The sequence below is a fragment of the Clostridium hydrogeniformans DSM 21757 genome (assembly GCF_000686705.1).
GTDB lineage: Bacteria > Bacillota > Clostridia > Clostridiales > Clostridiaceae > Clostridium_Z > Clostridium_Z hydrogeniformans.
This window is the reverse complement of sequence record NZ_JMLJ01000025.1, coordinates 1-14978: the sequence shown is the minus strand read 5'-3', so window position 1 is coordinate 14978 and position 14978 is coordinate 1. Positions and strand designations below refer to the sequence as shown.

The following is a 14978-nucleotide window of genomic DNA, read 5'->3' as shown; positions in this document are numbered from 1 at the left end:
GTCTACGTGACCTATTGTTCCAATGTTAACGTGAGGTTTATTTCTCTCGAATTTTGCCTTTGCCATTGTTAAATTCCTCCTTCAATTTTAAATATATATTTTTACATAAATATTATAATATTATTTTAAAAATAATCAAATATATTATTTATAATCTTAAATTAAGCTTTTTTTCCTACAACCTGCTCTTGTATGCTCTTTGGAACTTCTTCATAATGATCGAATTCCATAGAATAAGTACCTCTACCTTGAGTTCTTGATCTTAGAGTAGTTGCATATCCAAACATTTCAGAAAGTGGAACGAATGATCTTATGATCTGAGCTCCATTTCTTGCTTCCATTCCTTCGATTCTACCTCTTCTAGAGTTAATGTCTCCCATAACATCTCCCATGTACTCTTCTGGTACAGTTACTTCAACCTTCATCATTGGCTCAAGTAATGTTGGGTCAGCTTTAGCCATAGCATTCTTAAACGCCATAGATCCAGCTATTTTAAATGCCATTTCAGATGAGTCAACATCATGGTAAGATCCATCAAATAACTTAACTTTGAAGTTTATAACTTCATATCCACCAATTATACCACTATCAGAAGCTTCTTGTATTCCGTTATCGATAGCTGGAATATATTCTCTTGGAATAGATCCTCCAACTATTGCATTTTGGAATTCATATTCGCCTTCTGTTGGTATCATTTCTATCCAACAATGTCCGTATTGTCCACGTCCACCTGATTGTCTTACAAACTTACCTTCAGCCTTAACAGCCTTTCTGATAGTTTCCTTATAAGCAACTTGAGGAGCACCAACATTACACTCAACTTTGAATTCTCTTTGAAGTCTATCAACGATGATTTCTAAGTGAAGCTCTCCCATTCCACCTATTATTGTTTGACCAGTTTCTTGATCTGTATGAGTCTTGAAAGTTGGATCCTCTTCTGCAAGTTTAGCTAAAGCTATACCCATTTTTTCTTGACCTGCTTTTGTCTTTGGCTCTATAGCAACGTGTATAACTGGCTCTGGGAATTCCATAGACTCAAGTATTACAGGAGATTTTTCTGAACATAAAGTATCTCCAGTTGTTGTATCTTTTAATCCAACTACAGCTCCTAAGTCTCCTGCTCTAAGCTCTGCAACTTCTTCTCTATGGTTAGCGTGCATTTTAACAACTCTTCCTACTCTTTCCTTCTTACCCTTTGTAGAGTTAAGAATATAAGTACCACTTTCCATTACACCAGAGTAAACTCTTGTGAATGCAAGTTTTCCAACAAATGGATCAGTAGCTATTTTAAATGCTAATGCTGACATTGGAGCTGAATCATCAGCTGGTCTGTCTTCTTCTTCGTTAGTATCAGGATTAACTCCCTTTATAGCAGGAATGTCTAATGGAGATGGCATGTATTCAACAACTGCATCTATCATTTCTTGAACACCCTTATTTTTGTAAGAAGATCCACATATAACAGCTATTATTTGGTTAGCTATTGTAGCTTTTCTTATACCATTATGAATTTCTTCTACTGTTAACTCTTCACCATCTAAGTATTTCATCATAAGCTCTTCATCAGTTTCAGCTATTGCTTCTATCATAGCCATTCTGTACTCTTCAGCTTGATCCTTTAACTCTTCTGGTATTTCATTATATTCCTTTTCAGTTCCTAGGTCATTCTTATGTATAATAGCCTTTTGAGTTATTAAATCAACCATTCCTATGAACTGGTCTTCTTGACCTATTGGAATTTGTATAGGCACTGCGTTAGCTTTTAATCTATCTCTTACAGAATTAACACATGTAAAGAAGTTAGCTCCTGTAGCATCCATCTTATTTACATATATCATTCTTGGTACTCCATACTTATCTGCCTGTCTCCATACTGTTTCAGTTTGAGGTTCAACACCACTCTTAGCATCAAGTACTGTTACAGCACCATCAAGAACTCTTAAAGATCTCTCAACTTCAACTGTAAAATCTACGTGCCCTGGTGTATCTATTATATTTATAGCGTGACCTTTCCACTGACAAGTTGTTGCTGCTGAAGTAATTGTTATACCTCTTTCTTGCTCTTGAACCATCCAGTCCATAGTTGCAGCACCTTCATGTGTTTCACCTATTTTATGAGTCTTTCCTGTATAGAACAGTATACGTTCAGTTGTTGTTGTTTTTCCCGCATCTATATGCGCCATTATTCCGATATTACGGAACTTTTCTAATGGGAATTGTCTAGCCACGGTATATTCCTCCTCTCAATTTGTACTTTTAAATTTGACAAAACTGTTTTGACTTTAAAAGCCAAAACAGTTTTTTGTTAGTATCTGTAGTGTGCGAATGCTTTATTAGCTTCAGCCATCTTATGAGTATCTTCTCTTTTCTTCACAGCAGATCCTGTGTTGTTAGAAGCATCAACTAGCTCATTAGCTAATCTTTCTCTCATGTACTTTTCGCCTCTTTTACCAGCAGCTATTAGTAACCATCTGATTCCTAATGTCTGTCTTCTTTCTGGTCTTACCTCTATTGGAACTTGATAAGTAGCTCCACCTATTCTTCTTGCTTTAACCTCTAATAAAGGCATTATATTATTCATAGCTTCTTCGAAAACCTCAATTGCTTCCTTTCCAGTTTTCTCAGCTACTATTGAAAATGCATCGTAGCATATCTTTTGAGCTACTCCTCTTTTACCATCTTCCATTATGCTGTTTATTAGCTTAGTTACCACTTTGCTATTGTATATTGGATCTGGTAAAACATCTCTTTTTGCTATATGTCCTTTTCTTGGCACTTTTCTTCCCTCCTTAACAATTAATATTTAAGTCATCGGTACTCGACATTGTAATTTCATGCCGTAAAGTGCTCTATCTTCCGCAAGACAATCTATATAAACTTCGTATATATATTCAAATACTGAAGACATAGCACTAATCAACATTAACCTATTACTTTTGCTTTGGTCTCTTTGCACCGTACTTAGATCTAGACTGCATTCTGTTAGCTACACCTGAGCAATCTAATGCTCCTCTTAATATGTGGTATCTAACCCCTGGTAAGTCTTTAACTCTTCCACCTCTTATTAGAACAACACTGTGCTCTTGTAAGTTGTGGCCTATTCCTGGGATATAAGCAGATACTTCATATCCGTTAGTAAGTCTAACCCTAGCAACTTTTCTTAAAGCTGAGTTAGGCTTCTTAGGAGTCATAGTTTTAACTACTGTACAAACCCCTCTTTTTTGAGGACACTCCTTTAATGCTGGTGCAGTTGATTTTGTTACTGCTGTCTTTCTGCCTTTTCTTACTAATTGGCTAATAGTTGGCATAATTTTTCACCTCCTAAAAATTTTTAAAATTTAATCATCTATATATTAAATTTCAGGAAATAGCTTAATTATTCTTTTATTGTAACCATAGCTGCTGATCCCACATCTATACCACACATTTTTCCTAATTCTTTCATAGTATCTATGTACTGAATCTCAACTTGAAACTTTTTTGCAATTTCAAGCAAAGGTTTTATAAGTTTAAAGTCAGCATCATTTGCCACGTAGAGAATCTTCACTGTTTCACTCTTAATGGCTTTTGTGGCTTGTTTAACTCCAGCCACCTTTTTTCCTAAAACCCTGTCTACCATGATATTCCCTCCTAAATGAACAATATGATGGAGGCAAAGCATTTACCCTGCCTCACATGAATACATGTAGACACTTTTAAACCACTAGAGTATATAATTTTAAAAAATCACACAAGTTGTATTTTATCATTTAGTAGTCTAACTGTCAATAAAATCTATGTGTTTACTCAATGGTATTTGTTAACTCAACATCTAGGTTTTCCTTATCAGTGTTTAACTTTACGGAACTATATTTAGTCATACCTGTTCCTGCTGGTATTAACTTACCAATAATAACATTTTCTTTAAGTCCAACTAATGGATCTATCTTACCCTTTATAGCTGCATCCGTAAGAACCTTTGTTGTTTCTTGGAAAGAAGCAGCAGATAAGAATGAATCTGTAGCAAGAGATGCTTTTGTGATTCCAAGAAGCACATACTCGCAAGTAGATTCTACTCCACCTTGCTCTCTAACTATCTTATTAGCTTCATTAAAGTCAAATATATCAACCATTGTTCCTGGAAGCATTGCTGTGTCTCCAGATTCAATAATTTTAACTTTTCTAGTCATTTGTCTAACAACAACCTCTAAGTGCTTATCATTTATATCAACACCCTGAAGTCTATAAACCTTTTGAACTTCTGAAAGTAAGTATTTTCTTACTCCCTCTATCCCCTTAATCTTTAATATATCATGAGGGTTTACAGATCCTTCTGTAACCTCATCTCCAGCAGAAATGAATTCATCGTTACTTACCTTCAATCTTGATCCGAAAGGAATGTCATATTCCTTAACTTCATCTTCTCCAGTTATAACAACAATTCTCTTTTTCTTTGTTTCCTCTATTTTAACAGTACCTGATATTTCTGTTACTATAGCTAATCCCTTTGGCTTTCTTGCTTCAAATAGCTCCTCAACTCTTGGAAGACCTTGAGTTATATCGGCACTAGTAGCAACTCCACCGGTATGGAATGTTCTCATTGTAAGCTGAGTTCCTGGTTCTCCTATAGATTGAGCTGCTATTATACCTACAGCTTCCCCTATATTTATTTTCTCAGCCGTTGCCATGTTCATACCATAACATTTAGAACATACACCAATCTTAGCATCACACTTAAATACAGATCTTATCTTAACCTTAGTTATACCAGCATTAGTCACCTTTTCTGCTAAATCACCATTCATATAGCTATCCTTAGGAACTATAAGCTCTCCTGTAGTTGGATTTATTAAATCCTCAGCAGTATATCTACCTGTTAATCTTTCTTTAAGATCTTCTATTATTTCATTTCCTTCTCTTATCTCTGTTACAATAATACCATCATCTGTTCCACAGTCTTCTTGTCTTACTATAACATCTTGACTTACATCAACTAGTCTTCTTGTTAGATACCCTGAGTCTGCTGTTTTAAGAGCTGTATCGGCGTTACCCTTTCTAGCTCCGTGAGTAGATATAAAGTATTCAAGAACGTCTAGACCTTCTCTAAAGGAAGCCTTTATAGGAAGCTCTATTATCTTACCAGATGGAGCTGCCATAAGTCCTCTCATACCAGCAAGCTGTTTAATCTGAGATTTAGATCCTCTGGCTCCTGAATCTGCCATCATGAATATTGGATTTAATCTATCCAAACTCTCCATAAGTGCATCAGCCACTTCTTCCGTGGTTTTAGTCCATTTATCTATGACTCTTTCATATCTCTCATCTTCAGATATAAGACCTCTCTTATACATCTTCTCTATCTTATCAACTGTCTCTTCAGCACTCTTTAGAAGAACTGCCTTTGCATCTGGAACTATCATATCAGAAGCAGCAACTGTTACCGCTCCTATTGTAGAATAGTGATATCCTTTTGCCTTTATCTGGTCTAACATTACAGAAGTTTGTGTTGGACCGTATTTCATGTAACATTTATCAACAATAACTCCTAGTTTCTTTTTATCAACTAAGAAATCTACTTCTAGCTTTAAATAGTTCTCTGTATCAGTTCTATCAACAAAACCTAAATCTTGTGGTATAGACTCATTAAATATTAACTTACCTACAGTTGTATCTATTAATCCAGTATAAGTACTTCCTTGGATTTCCTTAGTTACCCTTACTTTAACTTTTGAATGTAGAGTTATATCCTTAACTTGATAAGCCATTAATGCTTCTTCAAGGGATGAGAAGATCTTTCCTTCCCCAATCTCTCCATCCTTATCTAAAGTTAAGTAGTAAGATCCAAGTATCATATCTTGTGTAGGTACACAAACTGGCTTACCATCAGATGGTTTAAGTATATTACTTGCAGATAACATTAAGAACCTTGCTTCCGCTTGAGCTTCAACTGAAAGTGGCACGTGAACTGCCATTTGGTCTCCATCAAAGTCAGCATTATAAGCAGTACATACTAAAGGATGAAGCTTTATAGCTCTACCTTCAACAAGCACTGGTTGGAATGCTTGAATTCCAAGTCTATGAAGAGTAGGTGCACGGTTAAGTAATACTGGATGCTCTTTTATGACACCCTCTAATACATCCCATACTTGAGGTTGAACTCTTTCAACCATTCTCTTTGCACTCTTAATATTGTGAGCTACTCCATCCTCAACTAACTTCTTCATAACAAATGGCTTAAATAATTCTAATGCCATTTCTTTTGGAAGTCCACATTCATACATATTAAGTTCTGGACCAACAACTATAACAGATCTTCCTGAATAGTCAACTCTCTTACCTAGAAGGTTTTGTCTAAATCTACCTTGCTTACCCTTTAACATATCTGATAAAGATTTAAGCGGTCTATTTCCTGGACCTGTAACTGGTCTTCCCCTTCTACCATTGTCTATAAGAGCATCTACTGCTTCTTGAAGCATTCTTTTTTCATTTCTAACTATTATGTCAGGAGCTCCTAAATCAAGAAGCTTCTTAAGTCTGTTATTTCTGTTTATAACTCTTCTATATAGATCATTTAAGTCAGAAGTAGCAAATCTACCTCCATCTAATTGAACCATAGGTCTTAAATCTGGCGGTATTACAGGAATAACCCCTATTATCATCCATTCTGGCTTATTGTTAGACTTTCTAAAAGATTCCATTACTTCTAATCTTCTTATTACTCTAACTTTCTTTTGTCCAGTAGAAGTCTTTAGATCTTCCTTTAATTCTTTAGAACTTCTTTCTAAATCTATTTCCTCAAGAAGTTTCTTTACAGCCTCTGCTCCCATTCCAGCAACAAAGCTTTCCTCACCATATTTATCTATTGCTTCCCTATATTCTTTTTCGTTTAATAGTTGCTTCTTTAATAGTGGTGTTTCTTTAGGATCAAGAACCACATAAGATGCAAAATAAAGAATCTTTTCTAAGGATCTTGGTGACATATCAAGGATTAATCCCATTCTTGATGGTATTCCTTTAAAGTACCATATATGAGATACAGGGGCAGCAAGTTCAATATGCCCCATTCTCTCACGTCTCACCTTAGACTTTGTTACTTCTACTCCACACCTATCACAAACTATACCTTTATATCTAACTCTCTTATATTTTCCACAGTGACATTCCCAGTCTTTTATAGGTCCAAATATCCTTTCACAGAATAGACCATCTCTTTCTGGTTTCAAGGTTCTATAATTTATAGTTTCAGGCTTTTTAACCTCACCTCTAGACCATTCTCTTATCTGTTCCGGGGAAGCTAAACCAATTTGTAGCGCATCAAAATTATTTAATTCAATCAAGGGTATATCCTCCCTTCAAAATTAGTGTTCATCATCAAAACTATCTATATCTAAATCAGTACTAAAATCATCAAGTTCTATAGAGTCATAATCTATATCAGATTCTTCTTCCACTTCGTCTGTTTCTTGAACATATCCGTCCTCTGTGGAATTCTCATCTTTTTCCTCTACGCCCTCTATATTCACTTCTAAATCTTCTAATTCTTCATCTACTGATTCCTTTAACCTAATCTCTTGGTTATCATTGTTAAGAACCTTAACATTTAAGCAAAGAGCTTGTAGTTCTTTTATAAGAACCTTAAAGGACTCTGGCACACCTGGTTCTGGTATGTTTTCTCCCTTAACTATTGCTTCGTAAGTCTTAACTCTTCCTACAACATCATCGGACTTAACTGTTAAGATTTCTTGTAGTGTATGAGCAGCTCCATAAGCTTCTAATGCCCAAACTTCCATCTCTCCAAATCTTTGTCCTCCGAATTGCGCTTTACCTCCTAGAGGTTGTTGAGTTACTAGTGAGTATGGACCTGTAGATCTTGCGTGTATCTTGTCATCAACTAAGTGAGCAAGTTTTAAGATATACATATATCCAACAGTAACTCTATTGTCAAATGCTTCTCCTGTTCTTCCATCATATAAAGCAGTCTTTCCATCTCTATCATATCCTGCATCTTCTAAACACTGCTCAATGTCTTCTTCTCTAGCACCATCAAACACTGGAGTTGCAATATGCCATCCCATATTTGAAGCAGCCCATCCTAAGTGAACCTCAAGAACCTGACCGATGTTCATACGAGAAGGAACCCCTAGAGGATTTAAACATATCTGAAGTGGTCTACCATCTGGTAGGAATGGCATATCTTCTTCTGGAAGAACTCTAGAGATAACCCCTTTGTTTCCGTGACGTCCAGCCATCTTATCTCCAACAGATATCTTTCTCTTTTGAGCTATATAGCATCTTACTAGTTGATTTACTCCTGGTGGTAATTCATCACCATTCTCCCTAGTAAACACCTTAACATCAACAATTATTCCTGCTTCTCCATGTGGAACTCTTAAAGAAGTATCTCTTACTTCTCTAGCCTTTTCTCCAAATATTGCTCTAAGTAATCTCTCTTCTGCAGTTAATTCTGTTTCTCCCTTTGGAGTAACCTTACCAACTAATATATCTCCTGATCTTACTTCTGCACCTATTCTTATTATTCCACGTTCATCTATGTCTTTAAGAGCATCCTCACCTACGTTTGGAATATCTCTTGTAATTTCTTCTGGTCCTAGTTTTGTATCTCTAGCTTCACACTCATATTCCTCTATGTGAATTGAAGTAAATACATCATCACGTACAAGTTGCTCTGATATTAGCATCGCATCCTCATAGTTGTATCCTTCCCAAGTTATGAAGCCCATTCTTATATTTTTACCTAATGCTATTTCTCCAAGGTCAGTAGAAGGTCCATCTGATAATACACTTCCCTTATCTACTTTTTCTCCCTTAGAAACTATAGGTCTTTGATTTATACAAGTACCTTGGTTAGATCTCTTAAACTTTAATAGTCTATAAGTATCTATTCCTCCATCAGAGTCTCTTTTAACCCTAACTTCATTAGCACTTACATATATAACCTCACCTGGGTTTTTAGCCTTAGGTAGAACCCCTGAGTCTACAGCGGCCTTGAATTCTATTCCAGTACCAACTACAGGTGCTTGTGGTTTTAACAACGGAACAGCCTGACGTTGCATGTTGGATCCCATAAGAGCTCTTGATGCGTCATCATTCTCAAGGAATGGTATCATTGCAGTTGCAACAGATACTATTTGCCTTGGGGATATATCCATTAAATCAACATCCTCTTTTGGAACTACAACAACTTCATCTCTAACTCTTACAGTTACTTTTTTATCTATAAACTTACCTTCTTCATCTAAAGGTTCATTAGCCTGAGCAACTAGATATCTATCCTCTTCATCAGCAGTAAAATATCTTATTTCTTCAGTGACTCTTCCTAACTCCTTATCAACAACTCTATAAGGCGTTTCCATAAATCCATATTCATTAACCCTAGCATAAGTAGCCAAAGAGTTTATAAGTCCTATATTAGGTCCTTCAGGTGTTTCTATAGGACACATTCTTCCATAATGTGAATGGTGAACGTCTCTTACTTCGAATCCTGCTCTTTCTCTTGAAAGTCCTCCTGGTCCTAATGCAGATAATCTTCTTTTATGAGTTAACTCTGAAAGTGGATTAGTTTGATCCATGAACTGTGAAAGCTGAGAGCTTCCAAAGAATTCCTTTATAGCTGCTGCTACAGGTCTTATGTTTATAAGTTGCTGAGGAGTTATTCCTTCTTGGTCTTGAATAGTCATTCTCTCTTTGACTACTCTTTCCATTCTAGATAAACCAATTCTGAATTGATTTTGAAGTAACTCACCAACAGATCTTAATCTTCTATTTCCTAAGTGATCTATATCATCAACATATCCCACTCCATAAGCTAAACCTAATTCATAACTTATAGTAGCGTAGATATCATCTCTTATTACATGCTTAGGTATTAATCTATTGATATTCTTTTTTATTTGTTCTTTTATTTCATTGTCCTCTGAGTGTGCATCTAATATTTCTCTAAGTGTAGGATAATGAACTAACTCTTTTATTCCAAGTTCTTCAGCATTAAAGTTAACATGTTTACTTATGTTAACAAAATGATTTCCTATCACCCTAACAACCTTATCTTCTACAAGGATGTCAACCATGTTTATTCCACAGTCTTGTATATCTAATGCTACCTCTCTTGAGATCTTTTCATTTTTACCAACTAGTATTTCACCCGTAGCTGGGTTCACTATATCCTCGGCTGCTATTTGATTAGATAATCTTAAGTTTAAAGCTAGTTTCTTATTAAACTTATATCTACCAACCTTAGAAAGATCATAACGCTTAGCATCAAAGAATAATGAATCAATTAAAGCTATTGCACTATCAACTGTTGGTGGTTCACCTGGTCTTAATCTCTTATATATTTCTAATAAAGCTTCTTCTTTAGTTTTTGTGCTGTCCTTTTCAATACTAGCTTGTAGTCTTTCATCTTCACCGAAGTAATCCACTATTTCTTGGTCACTTCCAAATCCAAGAGCTCTAGCCAATATTGTTATAGGTAGCTTTCTAGTCTTGTCAATTCTTACATATATTATGTCATTAGAATCTGTTTCGTACTCAAGCCACGCACCTCTGTTAGGGATAACTGTTGCTGAAAATAATTTCTTTCCTGACTTATCCCTAGAAACGCTATAATAAACCCCTGGTGATCTTACAAGTTGGCTTACTATAACTCTTTCCGCTCCATTAATTACAAAAGTTCCTTGATCAGTCATTAATGGGAAATCTCCCATAAAGACTTCTTGTTCCTTTATTTCTCCTGTTTCTTCATTACGCAATCTTACCTTAACCTTTAAAGGTGCAGCATAAGTTGCATCTCTTTCTTTGCATTCATCAACAGAGTACTTTGTATTTTCCTCTTCAACATTAAAATCGATAAATTCAAGAATAAGATTTCCTGTATAATTGCTTATTGGGTTTATGTCATCAAAGACTTCATATAACCCTTCCTTTAGAAACCACTTATAGGAGTCTAATTGGACTTCAATTAAGTTTGGCATATCGGCAACTTCTTTTACCCTACCAAAACTCATTCTTGTTCTTTTTCCACGTTGTATAGGATGTACCATTAAGCTTTCACCCCTTGTATAAACTAAAATAACCAAAAGTTAGTATTTTATATTCTAAGCTTTCGGATTGCATACGATCATCATATTATTATAACCAATTTTGATAAAATAAACCAAAATAATCATTATTTTTTATATTTTTTCTCATAGTATATGACAGTACATTAAATAATAATAACACAAGTAAAAAAGTCAGTCAACAGCAATTCATTAAAAAAGAGGCACTTAAAAAGCGCCTCTTTTTTTAATTATTAGCTAATTACTTTAATTCTACAGTTGCTCCAACTTCAGAAAGCTTAGCTTTCATAGCTTCAGCTTCTTCCTTAGCTATAGCTTCTTTTAATGTCTTAGGAGCTCCGTCAACTATTTCCTTAGCTTCCTTTAATCCTAATCCAGTTAATTCTCTAACAGCCTTTATAACCTTTATCTTTTCTGATCCTGCGCTAGTTAATACTACGTCGAATTCAGTTTTTTCTTCTGCTGCTGCACCTGCTGCTGCACCTGCTACTGCTACTGGAGCAGCTGCGCTTACTCCGAATTCCTCTTCGCAAGCCTTAACTAAGTCGTTTAATTCTAAAACACTCATATTCTTTATAGCTTCAATGATTTGCTCTTTTGTCATTTTTAAAGCACCTCCAAAATTTCTATTATCGTATTTTAATTTTATTTTTTATATAAGTAATTACATTGTATATATCAACTGCTTATAATTTATTATTCTGCAGTTTCCTTGCTTTCCTTTATTGCATTTAATAAATATGCAAGGTTTGATACTGGAGACTTGATACTTCCAAGAAGTTTTGCAATAAGAACTTCTTTTGAAGGTATAGCTGCAAGTTGCTTAACCTTCTCAGCATCATATACTTCTCCTTGAACTATACCAGCTTTTAATTCTAACTTCTTATGATTTTTTGCAAAATCATTTAAGATTCTAGCTGGTGCAGTTACATCTTCATAGCCAAAAGCTATAGATACAGGTCCTTCTAGGTATTCAACTACTCCGTCAAATCCTAATTCCTTAGCAGCTAGAGCAACTAAAGTATTCTTATATACTTTATACTCAACTCCTGCTTCTCTTAAATTTTTTCTAAGAGTTGTATCTTGTTCAACAGTTAAACCTTGATAATCAGCTAATATAACAGCTTGAGCTTTTTCAAGCTTTTCTTTTATCTCAGCAACCTTAGCTTCTTTTAATTGTCTATTCTTGTTCATTACTGTATGCCACCTCCTTACGATATTGCTGTTTATTTAAAATAACAAAGGCCTCCTCGCAGACGCAAGAAGACCTTACAATTCCAAATCTTGTACGGACCCTCGGTAGGTAGTCTCAAACTTTACGCTTATGCACCCACTGTCTACGGAATATTGCTATTCAATTAATCAACAAAATTGATTTTATCATAGACATACCTATATGTCAATACTAATCTAAAACTTTTGTTGAGTTTATTTTAATTCCAGGTCCCATAGTACTTGATACAGCAACGGACTTTATGTATTGTCCTTTAGCAGCTGCTGGCTTAGCCTTAACTACAGCTTCCATTAATACACGGAAGTTTTCCATTAACTTTTGTTCTCCAAAAGATTTCTTTCCTACTGGAACGTGGATTATAGCAGTTTTATCTACTCTATATTCAACCTTACCAGCTTTAATCTCTTGAACAGCCTTAGTTACATCAAATGTAACAGTTCCTGACTTAGGGTTTGGCATTAATCCCTTAGGTCCTAACACTCTTCCTAGTCTTCCTACTACACCCATCATATCTGGAGTAGCAACTACTACATCAAAATCAAACCAATTTTCGTTTTGTATCTTAGCAACTAGATCCTCAGCTCCAACATATTCTGCTCCTGCAGCTTCTGCTTCTTTAGCCTTATCACCCTTAGCGAATACTAAAACTTTAACACTTTTACCAGTTCCGTGAGGAAGAACTACTGCTCCCCTTACTTGTTGGTCTGCGTGTCTTGGATCAACTCCTAATCTTACAGCAACTTCAATTGTTTCATCAAACTTACACTTAGCAGTCTTAACAACTAATTCCATAGCTTCTGCTGTAGTGTATAATGCATTCTTATCTACTAACTTTGCACTTTCAATATAATTCTTTCCCATTTAGCAAGCCTCCTTTGTGGTATTAACGGTAGTTACCTCCCACCGAATAAAAAATTAGTCTTCAACAACTATTCCCATACTCTTAGCTGTTCCCTCTATCATGCTCATAGCAGTCTCTATTGATGCTGCATTTAAGTCTGGCATTTTTGTTTCAGCTATTTGTCTTATTTGATCTTTAGTAACCTTTGCAACTTTTGTTCTGTTTGGTACACCAGAACCGCTCTCAATTCCAACTGCTTTCTTTAATAATACTGCCGCTGGAGGAGTCTTTAATATAAAGCTAAAAGATCTATCTTGATAAACAGTAATTACAACTGGTATTATTAATCCAGCTTGATTTGCTGTTTTAGCGTTAAACTCCTTACAGAATCCCATAATGTTAACACCGTGTTGTCCTAATGCAGGCCCAACTGGTGGTGCTGGAGTTGCCTTTCCAGCAGGAAGTTGAAGTTTAATCATTCCTGTAACTTTCTTAGCCATGAGTTATTCCTCCTATACTGTGGTATTTCGGACTATTTTATAGTCCTCCCACTTTACTAAGACTTTCGTCTTGTAATCTTTTATTGTAGTTTAAAATATTAATCAAATTTTTCTACTTGATTAAAGTCAAGCTCAGCTAGTGTTTCTCTTCCGAACATACTAACCAATGCTTTAATTTTATGTTTTTCTAAGTTTATTTCTTGAATTACCGCTGTAAAGTCTTTAAGCGGTCCTGAAATAACCTGAATAGTTTCACCTACCTCCAAGTCTATATCCACAGGCATCTCTTGAACACCCATAGATTCAATCTCTTCATCGGTAAGCGGCACTGGTTTAGACCCAGGTCCAACAAAACCTGTTACTCCTCTGGTATTTCTTACTACATACCATGAATCGTCTGTCATTAACATCTTAATCAAAACATATCCAGGAAACTTCTTTTTAAGCGTAATCTTTTGTTTTCCATCTTTTTCTTCGATTTGTTCTTCTACCGGAACTTCTACTGCATGAATAAGACTATGAAGATTTCTGTTTTCTATAGCCTTTTCAAGATTTGCTTTTACTTTATTCTCATAACCTGAATATGTGTGTACAACGTACCATTTAGCTTTTTCACTCATATTTCAAGGGGTAAACCTAGTCACCCCCACCTCCTTTTTTTTACTTTATTCCAAAGACTGTTTTAAAGAGGTTTTGAAAAATCATGTCTATTCCACCTATGAACACTATGTACATAATGCAGAATGTAGCTACAGCTATAGCAGCCTTTTTAACTTCTTTTTTAGAAGGCCAAGTTATCCTCTTAGTTTCAGCTTTGACCTCTTTTAAAAACTTGAAGAAACCTTTTTTATCATTCACCTGGTCTTTACCACTTTTTTTCCCATCCACAGCCATCTTTTAACACATCCTTAAAAGATATTCGGTAATTTTAAAATTACTTAGTTTCTTTATGAAGCGTTTGCTTTTGACAGAACTTGCAATACTTCTTCATTTCTAATCTATCTGGGTCATTTTTCTTATTCTTCATTGTGTTATAATTTCTTTGCTTGCACTCTGTACACGCTATAGTTATCTTCACTCTCACAACAAGCACCTCCAGTATTTATAATATATTTTATTAGAACGCCGTCCCTACTACACTCTAAAAAGTACGCATTACCTTAATAATTTATCATAATTAAAATATTGTGTCAACTTGAATTTCCTATGTAAAGGACCAGGTTTTGCAACCCAGCCCTTCCAAAAATCCACTTAATTATTTAACTATAGAAGTAACAACTCCTGATCCTACTGTTCTTCCACCTTCTCTTATAGCGAATCTTAATCCTTCGTCCATAGCTACTGGT

14 protein-coding genes and 1 other annotated feature are annotated in these 14978 nt (G+C 35.3%); all 14 genes read right to left on the bottom strand.

Going from position 1 to position 14978, the window contains the following annotated elements:
- Nucleotides 1-161 precede the first annotated feature (161 nt).
- The gene (fusA, locus tag BR69_RS0112990; protein WP_027633570.1) at nt 162-2228 is read right to left on the bottom strand and encodes an elongation factor G; all 2067 of its coding nucleotides are present in this window, start codon (nt 2226-2228) and stop codon (nt 162-164) included.
- A 77-nt stretch (nt 2229-2305) separates the two neighbouring features.
- The gene (gene rpsG / locus BR69_RS0112985) at nt 2306-2776 is read right to left on the bottom strand and encodes a 30S ribosomal protein S7 (protein WP_027633569.1); all 471 of its coding nucleotides are present in this window, start codon (nt 2774-2776) and stop codon (nt 2306-2308) included.
- 154 nt (nt 2777-2930) lie between these two features.
- Nucleotides 2931-3308, bottom strand: a complete 378-nt coding sequence (gene rpsL / locus BR69_RS0112980; protein ID WP_027633568.1) for a 30S ribosomal protein S12 — start codon at nt 3306-3308, stop codon at nt 2931-2933.
- A gap of 68 nt (nt 3309-3376) precedes the next feature.
- Nucleotides 3377-3619: a ribosomal L7Ae/L30e/S12e/Gadd45 family protein gene (locus BR69_RS0112975; RefSeq protein ID WP_027633567.1), complete on the bottom strand. Its 243-nt coding sequence runs from the start codon at nt 3617-3619 to the stop codon at nt 3377-3379.
- Nucleotides 3620-3782: 163 nt separating this feature from the next.
- Complete coding sequence (gene rpoC / locus BR69_RS0112970) at nt 3783-7316, bottom strand: DNA-directed RNA polymerase subunit beta' (protein WP_027633566.1); 3534 nt, start codon at nt 7314-7316, stop codon at nt 3783-3785.
- Between the two features lie 21 nt (nt 7317-7337).
- Nucleotides 7338-11039 carry a DNA-directed RNA polymerase subunit beta gene (gene rpoB, locus BR69_RS0112965; RefSeq protein WP_027633565.1) on the bottom strand — a complete coding sequence of 1234 codons (3702 nt, stop codon included), beginning with the start codon at nt 11037-11039 and terminating at the stop codon, nt 7338-7340.
- 259 nt (nt 11040-11298) lie between these two features.
- A complete protein-coding gene (gene rplL / locus BR69_RS0112960; protein ID WP_027633564.1) occupies nt 11299-11661 on the bottom strand; it encodes a 50S ribosomal protein L7/L12 in 363 nt (120 codons plus the stop codon).
- A gap of 92 nt (nt 11662-11753) precedes the next feature.
- Nucleotides 11754-12251 carry a 50S ribosomal protein L10 gene (gene rplJ, locus BR69_RS0112955; RefSeq protein ID WP_027633563.1) on the bottom strand — a complete coding sequence of 166 codons (498 nt, stop codon included), beginning with the start codon at nt 12249-12251 and terminating at the stop codon, nt 11754-11756.
- Between the two features lie 34 nt (nt 12252-12285).
- Nucleotides 12286-12418 (bottom strand) — a sequence feature (ribosomal protein L10 leader region).
- Nucleotides 12419-12462: 44 nt separating this feature from the next.
- On the bottom strand, nt 12463-13152 hold the full coding sequence (gene rplA / locus BR69_RS0112950; protein ID WP_027633562.1) for a 50S ribosomal protein L1: 690 nt from the start codon (nt 13150-13152) through the stop codon (nt 12463-12465).
- Between the two features lie 54 nt (nt 13153-13206).
- Complete coding sequence (gene rplK / locus BR69_RS0112945; protein WP_027633561.1) at nt 13207-13632, bottom strand: 50S ribosomal protein L11; 426 nt, start codon at nt 13630-13632, stop codon at nt 13207-13209.
- Nucleotides 13633-13730: 98 nt separating this feature from the next.
- Nucleotides 13731-14252 (bottom strand): transcription termination/antitermination protein NusG, encoded by a 522-nt coding sequence (nusG, locus tag BR69_RS0112940; protein WP_027633560.1) that lies wholly within the window; start codon nt 14250-14252, stop codon nt 13731-13733.
- A gap of 40 nt (nt 14253-14292) precedes the next feature.
- Nucleotides 14293-14526, bottom strand: a complete 234-nt coding sequence (secE, locus tag BR69_RS0112935; RefSeq protein WP_027633559.1) for a preprotein translocase subunit SecE — start codon at nt 14524-14526, stop codon at nt 14293-14295.
- A gap of 40 nt (nt 14527-14566) precedes the next feature.
- On the bottom strand, nt 14567-14716 hold the full coding sequence (gene rpmG / locus BR69_RS0112930) for a 50S ribosomal protein L33 (RefSeq protein WP_027633558.1): 150 nt from the start codon (nt 14714-14716) through the stop codon (nt 14567-14569).
- 171 nt (nt 14717-14887) lie between these two features.
- Nucleotides 14888-14978: EF-Tu C-terminal domain-related protein (locus tag BR69_RS21565; protein ID WP_150112267.1), on the bottom strand; the 91-nt coding region annotated here is incomplete at its 5' end.

What these genes read in the sequence shown, in the direction of transcription:
- rpoB (WP_027633565.1), bottom strand. Translation starts at nt 11,039, where the DNA reads ATGGTACATCCTATACAACGTGGAAAAAGAACAAGAATGAGTTTTGGT.
- secE (WP_027633559.1), bottom strand. Translation starts at nt 14,526, where the DNA reads ATGGCTGTGGATGGGAAAAAAAGTGGTAAAGACCAGGTGAATGATAAA.
- BR69_RS0112975 (WP_027633567.1), bottom strand. Translation starts at nt 3,619, where the DNA reads ATGGTAGACAGGGTTTTAGGAAAAAAGGTGGCTGGAGTTAAACAAGCC.
- rplJ (WP_027633563.1), bottom strand. Translation starts at nt 12,251, where the DNA reads ATGAACAAGAATAGACAATTAAAAGAAGCTAAGGTTGCTGAGATAAAA.
- rplK (WP_027633561.1), bottom strand. Translation starts at nt 13,632, where the DNA reads ATGGCTAAGAAAGTTACAGGAATGATTAAACTTCAACTTCCTGCTGGA.
- rplA (WP_027633562.1), bottom strand. Translation starts at nt 13,152, where the DNA reads ATGGGAAAGAATTATATTGAAAGTGCAAAGTTAGTAGATAAGAATGCA.
- rpsL (WP_027633568.1), bottom strand. Translation starts at nt 3,308, where the DNA reads ATGCCAACTATTAGCCAATTAGTAAGAAAAGGCAGAAAGACAGCAGTA.
- nusG (WP_027633560.1), bottom strand. Translation starts at nt 14,252, where the DNA reads ATGAGTGAAAAAGCTAAATGGTACGTTGTACACACATATTCAGGTTAT.
- rplL (WP_027633564.1), bottom strand. Translation starts at nt 11,661, where the DNA reads ATGACAAAAGAGCAAATCATTGAAGCTATAAAGAATATGAGTGTTTTA.